The sequence below is a fragment of the Desulfovibrio fairfieldensis genome (genome assembly GCF_001553605.1).
GTDB lineage: Bacteria > Desulfobacterota > Desulfovibrionia > Desulfovibrionales > Desulfovibrionaceae > Desulfovibrio > Desulfovibrio fairfieldensis.
Window position 1 is genome coordinate 1,426,146 of the sequence record NZ_CP014229.1, and the last position, 17,155, is coordinate 1,443,300.

At 59.3% G+C, this 17,155-nt stretch carries 14 protein-coding genes; 4 read left to right on the top strand and 10 right to left on the bottom strand.

The window, feature by feature from the left end; translation table 11 throughout:
* The first annotated feature begins 488 nt into the window (after positions 1-488).
* Entirely contained in the window at positions 489-2,378 is a 1,890-nt protein-coding gene (locus AXF13_RS06050; RefSeq protein WP_062252042.1) for a methyl-accepting chemotaxis protein, read from the top strand.
* Between the two features lie 82 nt (positions 2,379-2,460).
* On the opposite strand, the gene AXF13_RS06055 is transcribed toward AXF13_RS06050, so the two are convergent.
* Positions 2,461-3,651 carry a prolipoprotein diacylglyceryl transferase gene (locus AXF13_RS06055; RefSeq protein WP_062252043.1) on the bottom strand — a complete coding sequence of 397 codons (1,191 nt, stop codon included), beginning with the start codon at positions 3,649-3,651 and terminating at the stop codon, positions 2,461-2,463.
* Between the two features lie 215 nt (positions 3,652-3,866).
* Between AXF13_RS06055 and AXF13_RS06060 the strand changes: the two genes are divergently transcribed.
* Complete coding sequence (locus AXF13_RS06060) at positions 3,867-4,529, top strand: HAD-IA family hydrolase (protein ID WP_062252044.1); 663 nt, start codon at positions 3,867-3,869, stop codon at positions 4,527-4,529.
* 206 nt (positions 4,530-4,735) lie between these two features.
* Here the strand turns inward: AXF13_RS06060 and AXF13_RS06065 are convergent, their stop codons facing one another.
* Genes AXF13_RS06065 through AXF13_RS06080 form a run of 4 tightly spaced genes read right to left on the bottom strand, consistent with a single transcriptional unit; the run spans position 4,736 to position 8,494 of the window.
* The gene (locus tag AXF13_RS06065; RefSeq protein ID WP_035060242.1) at positions 4,736-5,962 is read right to left on the bottom strand and encodes an aspartate kinase; all 1,227 of its coding nucleotides are present in this window, start codon (positions 5,960-5,962) and stop codon (positions 4,736-4,738) included.
* Between the two features lie 59 nt (positions 5,963-6,021).
* Positions 6,022-6,504 (bottom strand): tRNA (adenosine(37)-N6)-threonylcarbamoyltransferase complex ATPase subunit type 1 TsaE, encoded by a 483-nt coding sequence (gene tsaE / locus AXF13_RS06070; RefSeq protein WP_062252045.1) that lies wholly within the window; start codon positions 6,502-6,504, stop codon positions 6,022-6,024.
* On the bottom strand, positions 6,492-8,123 hold the full coding sequence (locus AXF13_RS06075) for a bifunctional ADP-dependent NAD(P)H-hydrate dehydratase/NAD(P)H-hydrate epimerase (protein ID WP_062252046.1): 1,632 nt from the start codon (positions 8,121-8,123) through the stop codon (positions 6,492-6,494). The genes tsaE and AXF13_RS06075 overlap by 13 nt, the downstream gene beginning before the upstream one ends.
* The gene (locus tag AXF13_RS06080; protein ID WP_062252047.1) at positions 8,123-8,494 is read right to left on the bottom strand and encodes a holo-[acyl-carrier-protein] synthase; all 372 of its coding nucleotides are present in this window, start codon (positions 8,492-8,494) and stop codon (positions 8,123-8,125) included. Before AXF13_RS06080 ends, AXF13_RS06075 begins: the two co-directional genes overlap by 1 nt.
* Positions 8,495-8,645: 151 nt before the next feature.
* Here AXF13_RS06080 and AXF13_RS06085 point away from each other — a divergent pair, with 151 nt between their 5' ends.
* Positions 8,646-9,986: a UDP-glucose dehydrogenase family protein gene (locus tag AXF13_RS06085; protein ID WP_008684049.1), complete on the top strand. Its 1,341-nt coding sequence runs from the start codon at positions 8,646-8,648 to the stop codon at positions 9,984-9,986.
* A 68-nt stretch (positions 9,987-10,054) separates the two neighbouring features.
* On the opposite strand, the gene AXF13_RS06090 is transcribed toward AXF13_RS06085, so the two are convergent.
* The 4 genes from AXF13_RS06090 to AXF13_RS06105 form a co-directional block, all read right to left on the bottom strand.
* Positions 10,055-11,029 (bottom strand): rhomboid family intramembrane serine protease, encoded by a 975-nt coding sequence (locus AXF13_RS06090; protein ID WP_062252048.1) that lies wholly within the window; start codon positions 11,027-11,029, stop codon positions 10,055-10,057.
* A 59-nt stretch (positions 11,030-11,088) separates the two neighbouring features.
* Positions 11,089-11,298 carry a 50S ribosomal protein L28 gene (gene rpmB, locus AXF13_RS06095; protein ID WP_009301626.1) on the bottom strand — a complete coding sequence of 70 codons (210 nt, stop codon included), beginning with the start codon at positions 11,296-11,298 and terminating at the stop codon, positions 11,089-11,091.
* 169 nt (positions 11,299-11,467) lie between these two features.
* A complete protein-coding gene (locus AXF13_RS06100; protein WP_223299987.1) occupies positions 11,468-14,521 on the bottom strand; it encodes a bifunctional diguanylate cyclase/phosphodiesterase in 3,054 nt (1,017 codons plus the stop codon).
* Positions 14,522-14,787: 266 nt separating this feature from the next.
* Positions 14,788-15,684, bottom strand: coding sequence for a LysR family transcriptional regulator (locus AXF13_RS06105; RefSeq protein ID WP_062252050.1), 897 nt, complete (start codon positions 15,682-15,684; stop codon positions 14,788-14,790).
* Positions 15,685-15,789: 105 nt separating this feature from the next.
* On the opposite strand from AXF13_RS06105, the gene AXF13_RS06110 reads away from it, so the two are divergent.
* Entirely contained in the window at positions 15,790-16,170 is a 381-nt protein-coding gene (locus tag AXF13_RS06110; protein ID WP_062252051.1) for a carboxymuconolactone decarboxylase family protein, read from the top strand.
* Positions 16,171-16,206: 36 nt separating this feature from the next.
* On the opposite strand, the gene AXF13_RS06115 is transcribed toward AXF13_RS06110, so the two are convergent.
* Complete coding sequence (locus AXF13_RS06115; protein WP_062252052.1) at positions 16,207-17,154, bottom strand: DMT family transporter; 948 nt, start codon at positions 17,152-17,154, stop codon at positions 16,207-16,209.
* Between the last annotated feature and the right edge of the window lies 1 nt (position 17,155).

Here is a 17,155-nt window from a genome sequence, read left to right on the forward strand (position 1 = left end):
TTTATATTCAAATTTTTAATATTCCTAATTTGCTAAAATAGTTCAAAAAATATAGATTTAACGCAAGTGTGACAATTTTTTCCGGCTTCTGTCTTTATTGAAAGGCGTTAGCCTATAGGGATTGTTTTTGCTGCCGATAGGATTGGAAAAGTTTTTCATAAATATAATCTTAGTAAAAAACTATTCTTTGAGCGTAGGATATAATTTGGGGCCAGCGGGATAGTTGGGATTGCCTCGTTTGGCTTGACCGCCATAAGTTAGCGGTTGGTGACGCAGACGGAGAAGAAAAAAGTGTTTTTGCACTGGATCGACCAACGATCCGTTTTCTCTATACCCAATAGTATAACTGTGCGGTTATGCGCTGTCGTTGTCAAACAGTGTGTGGCTGTGCTCAGAATGAGGAGGTTTTTTTGCTGTCCATGTCTGGGAAATATACGGCATATTTCTCAGGTGTTCTTTAATGCGCTATCCGAAAGAGGTAAAACATCATGTGGAGGTCATTGCGGGTTCATTACAAGCTGCTGGCTTGTAATGCGGTTTGCATTGCGTTCATCATCACATTAGTCTGCATAGCCACATCCGGCTTGCAGCAAATGCCGGGACAGTCCACGTCCCAGGCCGACAACGTGTTTTGGCTCTGGGGTTGGGCCGCCGTATTTTGCGTCTGTGTGTTGCTTATGGGATTTTTGGTGGGCATGGATATCGACAGGCCCATCCAGCGCGGTAAAGCCTTTGCCCGGAAGCTGGCCTCCGGAAATTTTGAAGTCCGCTGGCAGGAGACGGCCGGTAGCGAGTTGGGCGATATGGCCGAAGCCCTGAATCAGGCTCTGGATATCGTGCTGGATCAGTCGTCGCAGTACAGGGATATTCTCAATTCACTGCCCAATCCTCTGGCGACGCTGGATAAAGAGCGAAATTTCACCTTTGTCAACACGGCGGCGGAAAAGCAGTTCGGCATGCTGTGCGGGGATTTGCTGGGCAAACAGTGCTCCACCTGGGGGGCGGTTGTCTGCCAAACCGAGCACTGTGCCTTGGAATGCTATTTGCGCGGCATCAAGGATGTGGTTTTCCAGCAGCCAGGCATGGGTACGCTCAAAGCCATGGTGGTCCCGCTGAATAACTGCGCGGGAGAGCATGTCGGCTATATCGACATGGTTTTTGATATTACCGAGGAATACAGCAACCGTCAGCGTATTGCCTCGTTGCACGACACCATCGCGGAATCCGCCAGCGAGGCACAGGCAATTGCCCAGCGTCAGTCTCAGGTCTTCGACACGGTCATTGCCCAACTTGCCACCACCTCCGGCATCGCCCGCGAGCAGGACGAAGCCTCCAGGCAGACCTCCGGCGAGGTCGAGGACATGAACGCGACCATGACGCATATCGCCGAACGTGCCGCGGATGCCACGCGCAATGCGCAGGCTTCGGAGGAGGAAGCTGGGCGCGGCGCGGCCATGGTCGAGCAAGCCATTGAGGGCGTCGGGCGGCTCACGGAGCAGATCCATGCTCTGGCGGGCAATATGGGCAAGCTGAATGAGCATTCCACCAATGTCAGCCATGTGATCACACTCATTGAGGATATTGCGGACCAAACCAATCTGCTGGCCTTGAACGCGGCCATTGAGGCGGCGCGGGCCGGAGAAGCCGGCCGGGGTTTTGCGGTGGTGGCCGACGAAGTGCGCAAGCTGGCGGAAAAGACCATGCAGGCCACCGGAGAGGTGGCCCAGGCGGTCAAAGCCATCCAGTCCAGCACGCAGACAAGTTCGCGGTCCACCAGTCAGGCTGTGGAGCTTTCCACGGAATCAAAGGAATTTATCAGTCAGTTCGGAGCGATTCTCAACCGCATTCTGGACATGGCCCGTAAAACGGCTGTTGAAATCCACTCCATCGCGTCCGCCGCCGAAACGCAGAGTTCCATTACCGGCAGCATCAGGGAGCGGATGCAGAGCCTGAGTTCCAGCGCACAGGAATCCGCCGCCAATATGGCGGAAAGCACCCAGCAGGTGACGGAACTGGGTGAACTCTCCCAGCAGCTCAGGCGCATTATTGATTCCATGCGCGACGACAAGCGCCGAGCCGAGCGCATTCCACTGGAAAGCCCCACGGAAGGCCATATCCAATACCAAGGACGGAAGGTGCGACTTTTTGTGGTCAACATCAGCACTACCGGCATTTGCGTGCAGTATCTGGATCCGTTGCGGGCAAAACAGGACGAACAGGTGGAGATCGTAGTGGAACAGTCCCCTTGGCATTTGCACGAGCAGGCCACGCTCGTCTGGAAGGATGACCAGTATTGCGGCCTGCAATGGATTCAGCCCCTGGCGCTCAGTACGGAGCAACTCAAGAAGAATGCGGCGGCCTGTCTTCCAATTTCGTAACAAATGCGGTGCGTTGAATCCGCGCGGTCATAATACGTAACAAGCCTCGGAAACGAGACTTGTTACGTATTATGACTCAGACTCAGGCTTTGATCACCAGACCTTGGGATGGTGGGGGAAGGGCTTCTCGCTGAACTTTCCGTTGCGGGTCCAGCGCCCACTGGGCGGCGTCAAAGACGAAGTCTTTATTTGAGCTGTTGGCTATTTGCCAGCGCACGCGCAGCCTTCCGAGATTTTCCGCCCGCCCGGCGACCCCGGCCGAAAGCATGGAAAATTGGGCATCGCTGTGCGGTATGGCTCCCGGAGGCGTCTGGCGGAAAAGCTGCTCCAGATGCACCCGGCTGTCGGCGGAAAAATTCACCCCCGGCACCAGCGGAGCGAGCCCCCGGCCGCCTTCGGTCCTGCCGGTGGCCGTGCGGCGCACCTGCCGCAGCAGAGCAGCGCCGCCGGGCATGGCCGCATTGAGCAGTCGCTTTTCAGCACTGCCCAATTCATCGCCCCAGGAATTTTGTTTGGCGTCCGCCGTACGGATGGCCCAGACCACATTCTGAAAATCGGCGGCATAACCCGCATGTTGCCTGCCAGCCATGTGCAGCACTTTATAAAAGAGGCGGCGCAAGCGGAAGTTGATCAGGCCAGCCATGGGCACAAAACGCATGGGTTCGCCTTCTGATGGGGCCGGGCGGTCCGGATCAAGGCAGTAGCCTTGGGCTTCAAATTGGAGCACTTCGCCGGGGTGGATCGTGATGACGCCGTTCACCGCACTGCGGACGTCGCCCACGCGGGCACGTGAAGCGACCGAAGGAACAGCGGGCTTGTTCTCTTTTGGGATGGGCGCTTTCCGGCCGGATGCCGCGTCCGCGCGTCCAGCAGACTGTTTGGGGGCGACAGGGGCGGTTTTTTCAGCAGGCTTGGCTGCCAATCTGCCCTTTTGAGCGCCGTGGGCGGGTACTGTGCCCGTTTCCGGCGCGGCGGGTGGTTGGGCGGCACTGTCTCCGGATACTTCCGTAGCGGCATTGCTCAGCCAACGGCTTTCTTCCGTATCTTCCGCCACATCTTCCGCATGTAGGGGGGAAGGCTCATCCCAGGTCGCGTCCGTGAATTCCTTAAAAATCTCCTTGGCTTCAGAGGAAGAATTCGGACTGTACGCCGCACCGGCATCAGTGGGCGGCAGGCCGGAGTCTGTCGTGCCGACCCCGGATTGCGTACGGGATACGCAGCCAGTGCCCGCCAGGGTGCCCAGGGCCATCCATAAAAAAGCGCGCCGATTCATATTTCCTCCTGCCTCAGGGCCGCAAGCAAACGATATTGTCACTCAGTATTTTGCAGATCGGCTTTTTTGCGAAGATAGCCTCGGGGCAAGGCTTTGTCCACGCGGTGAGGGCATGCCGCCCAAGGCGATCACATTGACGGGGACGCCTTGGATGCCTACTCTACAACAGTACAGCAAAGCTGTTTTTTTATCTCTTATCCATGACAAGGTTTTTCATGACATATACACATATTTTTTTTGATCTCGACGGCACGCTGACGGATTCCAAGCCCGGCATCATCCGTTCCGTGGAGCATGCTTTGGATTTTTTTCATATTCATGTGCCGCCGGAACAACTGATCCCCTTTATCGGACCTCCGCTACGCGATTCCTTTGCGCCTTTTTTCGAAAATGACACAGCGCGCGTGGATATGGCTATTCAAAAATACCGCGAATACTACAGCGCCAAGGGCATTTTTGAAAATAGCCTTTATGACGGCATTACGGACCTTTTGCGCGGGCTTCAGGCTCTGGGCCGCCGACTCTGCGTCGCCACCTCGAAGCCGGAACCCTTTGCCAGGCGGGTTCTGGAGCATTTCCGGATCGACGGCTTTTTCTCCTTTGTGGCCGGGGCTGAACTGCACGGCCCGCGCAACAACAAAACGGAAGTCCTGCGCTATGCCTGTACACAGTTGGGCATTGAGGACATGAACCCCTGCCTGATGGTCGGGGATCGCAAATACGACGTACGCGGCGCGCATAACGTAGGCATGGCCTGCGCGGGCGTTTTATACGGATACGGCCCACGCGAGGAACTGACAGAAGCCCGCGCGGAGTATCTGTGCGCCAGCGTGGACGATCTGGAAAAGTTACTGCTGGCCGATGCGCCGGGAGCCTGAACCGGAAACAGAATGAAAAAGCGTCCCGCTGTCTATAGACAGCGGGACGCATCATTTTTACGTTCGCGGGGTTAGAGCAATTTGTACTTGAAAATATCGCTTAACGGCGGAGTAAATTGGCCTTGCGATAATTTCGCGGTGCGGATTTTCACGGAAAATCCGCACCGAGCGTTGAGACATTTTCAATATCAAAACGCTCTAAAAGGCTAACAGCCGATGTCCCAGTCCAGCCCGAAGGTGTCGTGCAGAATACGCACGGCCAATTCAACATATTTTTCCTGGATAAGGATGGTAATCTTGATTTCCGAGGTGCTGATCATCAGGATATTGATGCCTTCCTGGGTCAGGGCCGCGAAAGCCCGCGCCGCCACACCGGAATGATTGCGCATGCCCACGCCGATGGCCGAAACCTTGGCCACGCTCACGTCGTGCAGCACTTCTGAGGCTCCGGTCTTCCGGGCCACTTCGGTCATCAGCTCCAGGGTCTGCGGCAGGTCCTTGCGGGAGATGGTGAAGGTCATGTCGGTATGGCCGTCCTGGCTGGTATTCTGGACGATCATATCCACCAGAACGCCTTTTTCAGAGAGCGGGCCGAATACCGCCGCAGCCATTCCCGGCACGTCGGGAAGATCGCGCAGGGTCACGCGGGCCTGGTCTTTGTCATAGGCAATGCCGGAAACAAGCACAGCTTCCATGCTGGAGTCCTCCTGGGTGACAAGAGTGCCGGGATCATCACTGAATGTGGAACGCACGCGTACAGGGACTTTGTATTTCTTGGCAAATTCCACGGAACGGATATGCAGAACCTTGGCCCCCATACTGGCCATTTCCAGCATTTCCTCATAGGCCACGCGGTCCATTTTGCGGGCAGTGGAGCAGATGTTGGGGTCCGTGGTGTAAACGCCGTCCACATCCGTATAGATTTCACATTCCGCCGAATCCAGAGAGGCTGCCAGAGCCACGGCCGAGGTGTCCGAACCGCCGCGGCCGAGGGTGGTAATGCGCCCGTCCTGGGTGCAGCCCTGGAAACCGGCCACCACCAGCACATCGTACTGGTCGAGGTAGTTGCGCAGGGTCTTGCTGTCAATGGCGAGAATGCGCGCACGGCCGAAATCGTCGTCCGTGGTGACGGGAATCTGCCCGCCCAGCAATGAACGGGCGCGGATTCCGGCATCTTTGAGCAGCATGGTGAAAAGGCTGATGGAAACCTGCTCGCCGGTGGAAACCAGCACATCGCATTCCGCCTTGTCCGGCGCGGGCGACCACTCATCGGCCAGGGCCAGCAGTTTATTGGTGTCCCCGGAGCGCGCCGAAAGCACGGCGACGACCTTGCTGCCGCGCTTGAGGCCGTCCTGCACCTTTTCACGCACCTGTTTCATGCACTCCAGAGTAGCCACGGAAGTGCCGCCGAATTTCTGTACGAGAATTTTCATGCCTGTATCCATTGTCCACGATTTGTTACAGTGTGCAGACGTTCCCTGCACATCGGGACTCATCCGTCGCCCTCCGGCCACTGCGCGCACAGGTCGCACAAAAGCTTCGCAGCGCTGGAACCGTGGGCTTGCAGCGTCAACAGGCGACTTTTTTCGCATGCCTTCAGCGAGATGTCCAGAATTTCTTCCGGCAGATCCGCCGGAGAAAGGTATTCGGCCCATTCCACCACGGTCAGGACGGCGGGATCTTCCAGACCGTCCAGAATTTCATCGGGCAGGCCGCCGACACTGCGGTACAGATCGCAGTGCAGTACTGCCGGTGTGGTGGGGTAGTGATTACAGAGTGTGAAGGAAGGGCTGGCTGTTTCCGCTTTGTCGCCGCCGGGCAAAGCCTGGACCAGCGCGCTGGTCAGAGTGGTTTTGCCGCTGCCCAGCGGACCGCGCAGCAGCAGCGCCCGCACGCCGGAGCCCGGCAGATGATCGGCCAGCCAGCGCCCCAGACGGCGCGTCTCTTCAAGATTGTCCAGTCTTATTCCGGCCACGGCAGCACCTCCCGCTCCGCCTTGTCCGGATTGCCGTGCGCGAAACGCGCCCGCACCCGAGGCAGGGTGTCGGCCAGTTCAGAGGCCCTGTTGCCGCGTTCCGGCCAGAAGGCGGCGCAGGCCCGTCCCGCCAAAGCATGCAAGGCCACGCCCAGGCCCGCCGTACACAGACTGGGCCGGGCGGAGGCGTCGCCGAGTGCCAGCAGTCCGCCTAAACAACCCGCCAGTACATCGCCCGAGCCGCCCATAGCCAGCTGGGGCACATCGTAGGGGCTGATCAGCAGAGGCGCGTCAGCTTGGCCGACGAGAGTGCCCGCGCCCTTCAGAACTATAACTCCCGCGCAACGGGTGCGAAGAGTGCTTAGAGCGGCCGGTCTGTCGGCCTGGACAACGGCCGTGTCGCACGCCAGCAGGGCGGCGGCCTCGCCGGGATGCGGCGTCAGGATGTCACGGCTTGTTATCCGTTCCAGCAAATCCGGGCGGCGGCCCAGCAGTATCAGGGCGTCGGCGTCGAAAACCGTGGGCGGACGCCGGGGCATATCCAGCAGGGCGGCCAGGAAGCGGGCGGCATCCTCACCGCGCCCCATGCCGGGGCCCACGACCAGGGCCGTACAACGCGCGCAGAGTTCCCTGAACTCTTCGGGCAGCGTGCCGGGCCATTGGCGCTCGCCGGGTTCGGTCAAGGCCAGAGTCATGATTTCCGGCCAGCCGCTTTTGATCTCCGGCAGCGATGCGGCAGGGGCCGCCGCCGTCACCAGACCGGCACCCGCGCGCAAGGCGGCCCGCGCAGCCAGGTGAGCCGCGCCGCTGAGTCCCGGCGCTCCGCCCAGCACCAGCACATGGCCGAAACTGTTTTTATAGCTGTTTTCCGGCAGCGCGGGCAGGGCGTTCAGGCAATGCCCGTCCAGGAGATATGCGCTACAGGGGCTCGTGGCGCGCACCACAGCCGGAATGCCGATGGCGCGGACATGCAGGCGGCCGGTCCAGGGACGCGCCCAAGGCAGAACCAAACCGGGCTTGGCCGCCGCGAAGCTGACCGTGGCCGTGGCCTGGACCGCTACGGGCGAAGGCCGCCCGCTCACGCCGTTAAGCCCGGAGGGAATATCCAAGGCCAGCACAAAGCAGGAGGGCGCAAGCCGGTTGATGCGTTCAATAACCTCCCGCAGGGCGGGCCTCAACTCACCGCTGAAGCCGGTGCCCAGTAGGCCGTCCACCATGATGGCCGGAGCCTCATGCCGGTCGTGCCAATCGTGACGGCCCAGCGAAGAGAACGGCACCCCGGCGGCCCTGGCTATACGGATGTGTTTGGCGGTAACGCCTTTGTAAGCGCCCAGGGCCTTGGCGTGCAGTACCTGCGGCCGCGCTCCGGCATCCAGCAGATGGCGGGCCAGGCAGGCGGCGTCGCCGCCGTTGTTGCCGCTGCCCATGAACAGCCAGACCGTCTGCCCGGAAAGTTTCGGGCAATAGGCGCGCAGCACGTCAAAGGCCGCCCGGGCCGCATTTTCCATCAGCATGACTTCCGGCAGGCCCAGCCGTATCGCCGCCGCGTCCCAGGCCCGCATTTCCTCGGGAAACGGCAAGGGGGGCAGAGCGTTCGGAAATTCGCGAAGACTGCGCATTATGCCTCCAGAATGACGACGGCCACCGCCACGCTGCGCTCATGACTGATAGAGAGACGACAGTGCCGGACGCCCAGGCTTTGGGCCCGCTCAAGGGCCTGATCCAGAAAGCGGAGCAGGGGTTCCCCGAGCGCAGTGCGACCCGTTTCAATCTGCCGGGGGCCGATGCCCTGGCTGAAGCCCGTGCCCAGAGCCTTGACCGCCGCTTCTTTGGCCGCAAAGCGCCCGGCGATGTAGGGCAGGGCCTGAACGGGCAGGGCAGCCAGCTCCGCCGGGGTAAGAATTTTTTCCAGAAAGCGGCGTCCGAATTTGTCGTACACCTTGGCAAGGCGCGCCATTTCGGCAATGTCGATGCCCAGTCCGACGATCATGACTCTACCCCCGGCAGTCTGCTTACCCGACGGTTGCCCGCTGAAAAAAATTAACATATACTATGATATTCAAGAACACTATTCTGACCCGTTCAAGGCCGGGACGTCAAGCGTGGCGCAAGGCCGGAGAACACAGGGAGAACAGCATACCATGAAATTGTGCATTGTCGGTACAGGCTATGTGGGACTGGTCAGCGCCGCCTGCTTTGCGGAAATGGGCAATACCGTGACCTGCGTGGACGTGAACCCCGCCGTGGTGGAAAAACTCAATGCCGGTTCCGTGCATATTTTTGAACCCGGCCTTGAGCCCATGGTGCAGCGCAGCCGCGCCGACGGCCGGTTGTCCTTCACCACCAGCCTTGAACAGGGCATTGCCGACGCGGACTGCGCCTTTATCTGCGTGGGCACGCCGCCGCAGCCGGACGGCTCCTGCGATCTGAGTTACGTGCGCCAGGTAGCCGCTGAAATCGGCCGTCATATGCAAAAGGAACTGGTGGTGGTGGACAAATCCACCGTGCCCGTGGGCACCGCCGACATGGTGCGCGGCATTATCGAGAAAGAACTGGCATCGCGCGGCCTGGACCTGCGGGTGGACGTGGTGTCCAATCCGGAATTCCTCAAGGAAGGCGACGCCATTTCGGACTTCATGAAACCGGACCGCGTGGTTCTGGGCACGGATTCCGAGCGGGCTGCTTCCATTATGCGCGAATTGTACGCTCCCTTTGCCCGTACCCGCGAAAAGCTCATCGTGATGCGCGTGCGCAGCGCGGAAATGACCAAATACGCCGCCAACTGCATGCTGGCGACCAAGATTTCCTTTATCAATGAAATCGCCACGATCTGCGAAAAGGTGGGAGCCGACGTGCGCGACGTGCGCACGGGCATCGGCTCTGACTCGCGCATCGGTTACCAGTTCATCTATCCGGGCGTGGGCTACGGCGGCTCCTGTTTCCCCAAGGACGTCAAAGCCCTGATCCAGACGGCGGAAAGTGCCGGGGTGGAGCCCATGCTGCTCAATGCCGTGGAAGCGGTCAACGCCCGGCAGAAAAAGCATATGGCCGAACGCATTCAGGACTATTTCGCGCCCCAGGGCGGCGTCAAGGGCAAAACCCTGGCGCTCTGGGGACTGGCTTTCAAGGCCAATACCGATGACATGCGCGAGGCGGCCTCCATCAGCATTGTGAACGCGCTGACCGCCGCGGGCATGAAGATCCGCGCTTTCGACCCTGTGGCTGCGGATAACGCGCGCCGTATTTTCAAGGATAATGCCCTGGTGGAGATTCTGGACGACCAGTACGGCGTTTGCCGGGATGCCCAGGCTCTGCTGGTGGTGACGGAGTGGAACCAGTTCCGCAATCCGGATTTTGACCGCGTCAAATCCCTGCTGACCGCGCCCCTGCTGTTTGACGGGCGCAACCTCTATTCTCCCTCGGCCATGGCCGAGCGCGGCTTTGCCTATTTTTGCATCGGCCGCCCCACGGCGGCTGTGTAGCCCTTATTCGATCAGAACGTGAGCAGCCGGGGCTGTGAAGTCCCGGCCGCTGCTCATTTCATATCTCCTTACATGGTGCCGAAAGCCCACCACCAGGCCAGTACGGGCAGCGCAAGGGCCAACAGGCCAGCCGGAATCTGCGGCAGTGCGGGCCAACCGCGCCGTAAACGCCAGCCTTCAGCCAGGCCCAAAGCCAACCCGCAGACCAAGCCTGCCACATGGGCCGCGTAATCGGTATTTTCACCTTCCGTTCCCAGCATGGCCAGCAGGGCCGCGCCCGCCGCAATGGGCAGGACAGCCTTGCGTCGTTGCGCTTCGCGGCTGGCCATCAGACCCGCCAGAGCGCCCACCGACGCAAACAGGGCCGTGGAAAAGCCCAGGCTCACGACGGCCCGGGGTCGCAGGAGCACGGTCAGAGCGTTGCCCAGGATGCCGCCCAGCATTGTCAGCCAGACGGCCCGGCCCACACCGGTAAGACGCGCCAGCAGGGCCAGAAAAAGCGCGCCGAAGGCCACATTGCCCCAGAGATGGCGCAGGTCGGCGTGCAGGGTCAAAGCCGTGGCCAGGCGGTAGAATTGTCCGTAAACACGCACCAGCACGTTGTCCAGCACGCCGACACTGAACCAGGTTTGCGGCGGCGGCAGAAAATCCGGTGCGGGCCACCAGCCCATGCGCAGGCCGTGCCAGAGGATCAGCGGCAAAAGGAAAAAGGCCGTTAGACCGCCATAGGGATGCACGGGCAAAGGGGGCAGAGCAGAGGCAGACCCCCCGCGCTCGGCATCGAAATCCGTCACTTCCCTGAGCGCCGCCTGTTCCAGCAGAGGCGGCACATAGATGTATTCCCGTCCCTGAAACACGCTCAGCACATGCGGTATGCTGCAGGCGCTGAGCACAAGTCGCCAATCGCGCCGCTGGGTATAGTCGGCCAGGCCGGTAGGGCCGGTAATGTTGCGCCAGAAGGACGGCAGACTGCCCGGCCTGCGCCGGACGGCCCAACGGCTTCGGACATGAAGACGGAGTGAGGAGGGGGAATATGCGGGCATTGATAAAAAAAGCCCCGGCAGCGGACTGACGGGGCCTATTGCGACAGCCTAAAGAAAAACTAACCCTGCTTGCGCGCCGCGGGCTTGGTCACGGCACCCGAACGCAGGCAACGGGTACAAACGGTCAGGGTACGCACGCTGCCGTCCGGGAACTGATGACGCACGCGCTGCAAATTGGGGTTGAAGCGGCGTTTGGTCTTGATATTGGAATGGCTCACGAGATTGCCGACCTGGGGCTTTTTGCCGCAGAAATCGCATTCCTTGCTCATACAATCCTCCGTATATGCAAAAAACAGTTCACTTCAATGCGGCAAAACCGTGGCCCGGCGCTGTGACGACAACAGCATTCATTAGCGGGCATGACCGCGCGAAACGATTCTGTAGCGCATGGGGCGGAAAAAGGCAAGACTTTTCCTAAAAAGAAAAGCAAGCCCGCAACTATGCCGCCCCGCCGTTCAGGAAACGGTTCTGAAAAACCGTGGCGGGCATGGGCCGCCCGAAAAAGTAGCCCTGGATATAGTCCAACTGCATGGGACGCACCAGTTGCAGTTCTTCTTCCCGCTCCACGCCTTCGAGGCAGACCTTGATGTCCAGATCGTGGCAGAGTGCCACGACAAAGCGGATGAATGTGGCGTCAAAGCGGCTGTTGAGGATATCGCGCACAAAGGCGCGGTCAATTTTAACGGTATCAGCAGGGGAAGTTTTCAGCATGCTCAGCGAGGAATAGCCGGTGCCGAAATCATCCATGGCGATACGGATGCCCAGGCTGCGGATTTTTCTGAAAATCTCCTGCAAGACCGCATTTTCCCGGATCATGCAGCTTTCGGTGAATTCCACCACCACATTGGCGGCGTTGAGGCCGGTCTTTTCCAGGGTAGTTTTGATGAAGGGCAGCATATCGCTGGAAATAACCTGCAAGTAGGAAAGATTGACGCTGATGATAAAATCCGGCCGCCATTGCGTCCATTCCTTGCACTGGCGCAGAGCCTCCTTGAAAACCCATTGGCCGAAAGGCACGATCAGGCCGCTGTGCTCCATGAGCGGAATAAATTCGGCAGGGGAGACCGCGCCGTATTTTTTGCAGTTCCAGCGCGCCAAGGCCTCGGCACCCACCAGTCGGCCGCCGGTCGCCGTAACCTGCGGCTGATAGAAAAGCTCAAAGCCTTCAAACTGGCATTCGATGCTCTCACGCAACAATTCCGTAAGGTCCAGAGCGCGCTTCTGGTCCTTGCCGAGTTGCTTGTTGAAAAAAGTGATCCGGTTGCGTCCGTTCCGTTTGGAGCTGGCAAGAGCGCATAAGGCGGCCTGCAACAATTCTTCATGGCTTGAGGCGTCGTCAGGATAGCGCGCGTAACCGGCGGAAAGCGGGCAGAAGTATTTCTTGCCGTCATATTCCTGCTGATAGCGGAAGCTTTCAGCCACGGCGTTGTAGAATTTCTGCGCGTCGTCCGAATTCTCGTAGCGGACGACGGCGAACACATCTCCGTCCAGGCGGTAGAGCGACGCGGCTTCAGGCAGCATGACCTGGAGTTTCTGGGCAATGATCCGCAACACCTCGTCGCCGAACGTCCGGTTGTGCAGGTCATTAATGTGCGTGAAGTTATCCACGCCCAGCAGCATGAGACTCAGAGACGCGGACGGGCGGTTGTGTATCGCCTCTGTGACGTCTTCTTCAAATTTTATCTTGTTGTGCAGGCCGGTAATGTGGTCGATTTTGTTTTTCTGGCCCAGGTTGGTGATGAAACCGGCAAAAAGCGTCGGCTCACCGTTTTCATCCCGTTCCAGATACCCACGGCAGCGTACCCAGACCCATTGCCCGTCGCGGTTTTTCACCCGGTATTCCACGCAGTGCGTGTCGGACCGGCCGTCGGCGATGATCTGGTTGGATTCAAGAAAGGCGGCCTTGTCGTCAGGATGGACCCGTTCGCCCCAGACTGCGGCGGCATTGGGAACAACTTCGCCCGGCAGGCCGAAATCATTGACCATGGCTTTGGAATAACGGAAGACGCCCGATGGCACTTTGGAGACATAGACATAGGCGTCCGTGCTGCGGGAGAGGGCGTCGTAAAGCTGGGCGGCGCCGCAGCTCAGGCTGTCCTCGACAGCGGCGGGGCATGCTTCGCGCAGCCGCCGGGCGGCCAGTTTGATATGAGCCTGTTTTTTCTGCTCATACATGCTTTCATCGGCCTTGGAGAGAATGGCCGTCAGGGCCAGCTGCATGTCCGGGCGTACCTCAAAACAGCCGAAGCAGAAACTCAATTCGTGTTCCAGGCGCAGCGCGGCTCTTCTCGCTTCCAGATTATGAAGCACATTTTTAAGGCTGAGGGCCGCCGTGTGGCGGTCCAGTTCATGAAAAACAACCACGAACTCGTCGCCGCTCAGGCGGAAACAGAAATCCGCCCCGGACAGACCGGCTTCAATCTCCCGCGCCACAAGGTTGATGGCCGCGTCGCCGACCATGTGCCCGAAGGTGTCGTTGATATTTTTAAGGTCATTGAGGTCAAGAAGGGCCACGATAAGCGACGCGTCTCCGGCCCTGGCCTCGTCGATAGCCTGGGCCAGCCTTTCAAGACCGGCCCGGCGGTTCAGCAGGCCCGTGAGATCGTCGCGGGAGGCCTCGCGCCGCAGGCGTTTGCTGTCGGTGATGTCAATGGATTGCTGCAAATGCACCAGCGATCCGTCGCTCCAGCGCATCAGGCTGTCGTAGTTTTCAAAGAAACGGCCCGTCCGCGTATTATGTTCTTCCCAGCGGTATACGGAGTGATCGTCAAGATGAGCGCTCAGATGGTTCACAGGGCAGAATTCGCAACGCCGTGACTTGTCGTTCTGCAAAACTTGCCAGCAGATTTTACCCTCAGGCTTTTCAAGCTGGAAGATATCCTTCATGAACTGGTTCATGTAAAGGATACGGTCCGTCTGGGGATCCGTAATGTAAATGCAGACCTTTACCCGGTCCATGGCGGCATTGAAAATACGATTATGGAAGGCTTGGTGAGAGCAGTAGGCCTGACCGGCGCTGAAAAGACCCAGCAGTGTGGCGAACAATTCCATATAGCGGCGCTGTTCGGCATCCCAGGGCGCATCCCCAGGCGCTCGGCTGAAAAGCGCAAAGCCCAGCGCCTGTCTGTTCTGGTCCCGCAGAGGCCATGCCATGCCATGAAAAACTTTTTGAAGGGAACCGGGCAGACAGGCGCGCAATGCGCCCGCTGTGGCGTCCGGCTGATCTTGCAGGCCGCACAAGCGTTCAAAAATTTCCTGCCCGCTGAATGCCCGGCAGAGCTTCTCCTCCGGCAGATCGGGCGAGACGCTCCAGGCAACCGGGTTGAGGTGGAGATCGTCTTTGTCCCGGCGCAGAACAATCAGGGCGTTGAGGGGCAGATATGCGCGCAGAATTTCGACCAGTGACGGCAGAAGGGCGGTCAGGGATTTTTCATAATCCAATCGCCCGGTTACCGCATCAATAAAGCCGAACAGCGCGGCATCGTTGCGCATATGGTCCATTTCCGTCCCTTTGATGCTGTATGTAGTTAATCATTTTCCGGGCCCGCCTCCCTTTCGTCAAGTAAAAAATCCGAAGTTACTCGGAAATTTTCACCGCCACGGTAGTGACAAAGAAGAAGAAAAAACGAAAAAAGTTTTTCTCGTGGAGAGTCGTGCAGGAGCCTCAACGATAGGTATAAGATCAATTATGGCACTGGCTAGTGGCGACTTTGCAGGCAGCCTGAAGCATCTGCGTTGCCTTGACCCCTGACGGCGCATCAGCTCCGGCTCCGCTGATGCGGCCAATTCATCGCGCTCAGCTCCCGAGTAAGTTCGTCCGCAAGCTCTTCCCTGCCCGGCAGCACGGCCAGACCAAGCTGAACCCGCAGCAGCGCGGCTTCTGCCAACGGCGCAAAGACAAGGCCTTTCCGCTGGATGGCCGCAAAGGAAACCGGCAGCAGTCCCAGGCCCTCGCCGGAAGCAATGCGCGCCAGCAGAACATCATATTCCGCCGGTTCTTCCAGATAGGTGGGGGCAAAGCCCACATGGGCGAACACGCCCCGCATATGATCAAAAAAGGCCGGATTGCTCTCCCGGCGGAACCAGAACAAAGACTTGCCGCTCAACGCCCTGAGAGGCGGGCTGCCATGCCGGGCTTCGGGCCAGCTTTCGGGCAGAACCGCCTGCAGCGGTTCGGCATACGGCAAAGGCCGGAGGGCGAGGCCGGGGGCTTCCAAAGGCAGAGCCACCAGCGCCGCGTCCAGCCCGCCCCTGCGCACGGCCCGCGCCAGACGGGGCGAGGTTTCCCGCGTCACGCGCAGCCGTTCGCCGTACCGGCCGCGCAAATGCGCTTCCATGCCGGAAAAAACTCCCTGTTCAAAAGCGGTGGTCAGACCCAGAGCAATAATGTTTCCCACGGGCTGCGCCAGATCCGCCAACCGCGCGAAGGTTTTTTCCTGCAGGCGCAAAAGCGGCCGGATGATCTCCAGCACCCGCGCGCCGTCCTTTGTCAGGGTCAGCCCCTTGGTATGCCGGACAAAGAGCGTCAGCCCCAGGCGCTCTTCCAGCTTTTTGATCAAGCGGCTCAAGGGAGGCTGGGAGATCAGCAGCCGTTGCGCCGCCCGGTGCAGATTGCTTTCCTCGGCCGCGACGGCAAAACAGCGCAGTGCGTGCATGTCTGATGCATTGGGCGGAATATTTGTCATACCTGAAAGGTATCGCAAACAACGCACGATGAAAAGCCTGGACAGGCTCCTATAACGGGGAAAAAGGAGAAAGACATGCATTCCGAACGTTACGCGACCGGTCTGAACATTCTGCGTCAAGTGGACGGCAAGAGCGGCGAAGTCGTGCTGGAAAGCCTGCGGGATATCGCGCCCGACTTTGCCCGCTACCTCATTGAATTTCCGTTTGGAGACATCTACGCCCGTCCCGGACTCGATCTGAAGAGCAGGGAAATCGCGGTGGTCGCCGCCCTGACCGCCTTGGGCAACGCAAGTCCACAGCTCAAGGTGCATATCTCCGCCGCGCTGCATGTGGGCTGCACGCGGGAAGAGATTGTGGAAGTCATCATGCAGATGGCCGTATACGCCGGATTCCCGGCGGCTCTGAACGGCCTGTTCGCCGCCAGGGAGGTTTTTGCGGTTCACGCTGAGGCCTGAACAAAGCAATCCGGACGGGTGAACGCTTCGCGGCGCTCACCCGCCGCCGGAAGCGTGTGCATCGCTCCCGTCCGGAGCGCCTGCGGGGCGCCTCTTGTCCGGCAGGCATGCGAGCCCGATCCCCAGCAGCACAAACAACAGACCGAACCAGTAGGCTCCGCTGATACTCTCATGCAGCACCGCCCACGAAAGCAACACGCCGGTGAGCGGAACCAGGCCGGTGAACGAAGCGGCAATCCCCGCCGGAACAACGGCAATACCTTTAAACCAGAACACATAGGACAGAAAGGACACGAAAATTCCGTAATAACCGATGTAGAGAGCCGTGGAAAACGGCATGGCCGCAAAATCATATTCTCTGGCCTCATACACGGCGCAGGGCAGCAGGCAGAGGAAGGCGTACAGGGAAATCAGCGCGGTTCTGCGTAGCGCCGTCAGCTGCCCGCATTTTGCCCTGCTCATGACTGAAAAGCCGGATTCGCAAAGAACGGCGGCCAGAATCAGACAGTTCCCCAGAATGGCATCGGCCGCCTGAGAGGCGTCATTCAAAAAAGGATGGAGATTGACGGCCAGAATGCCGATGGACACGCTGACGGCCCCGATCACGCGCTTTCCGGATATTTTTTCGCGCAGCAGCACAAAAGCCAGAAACGCGATGAGCGCCGGGGCCGCGCTGCTGATGAGCCCGCCCGCCGCCGCTGTGGTGTGGCGCAGCCCCAGGAAGATGAATGCACGGTACAGAACGATCCCGAACAGGGCCTGCAACAGAAGCGCAAGATGGGTTTTGCCGTCTGTTTTCCATGGACCGCGCCGCTGCCGGAAGGCCAAAGGCAGCAGGATCAGCAGGCTGACGAAGATGCCCAGCTCCGCGGCGAGAAAGACCGGCATAGACGCGACCATGCATTTTCCGGCCACTACGGCGCTCCCCGCAATGCTCATAGCCGTTGCGAGAAAAAGATACGCCTTTATTCGCTCGTTTTTCATT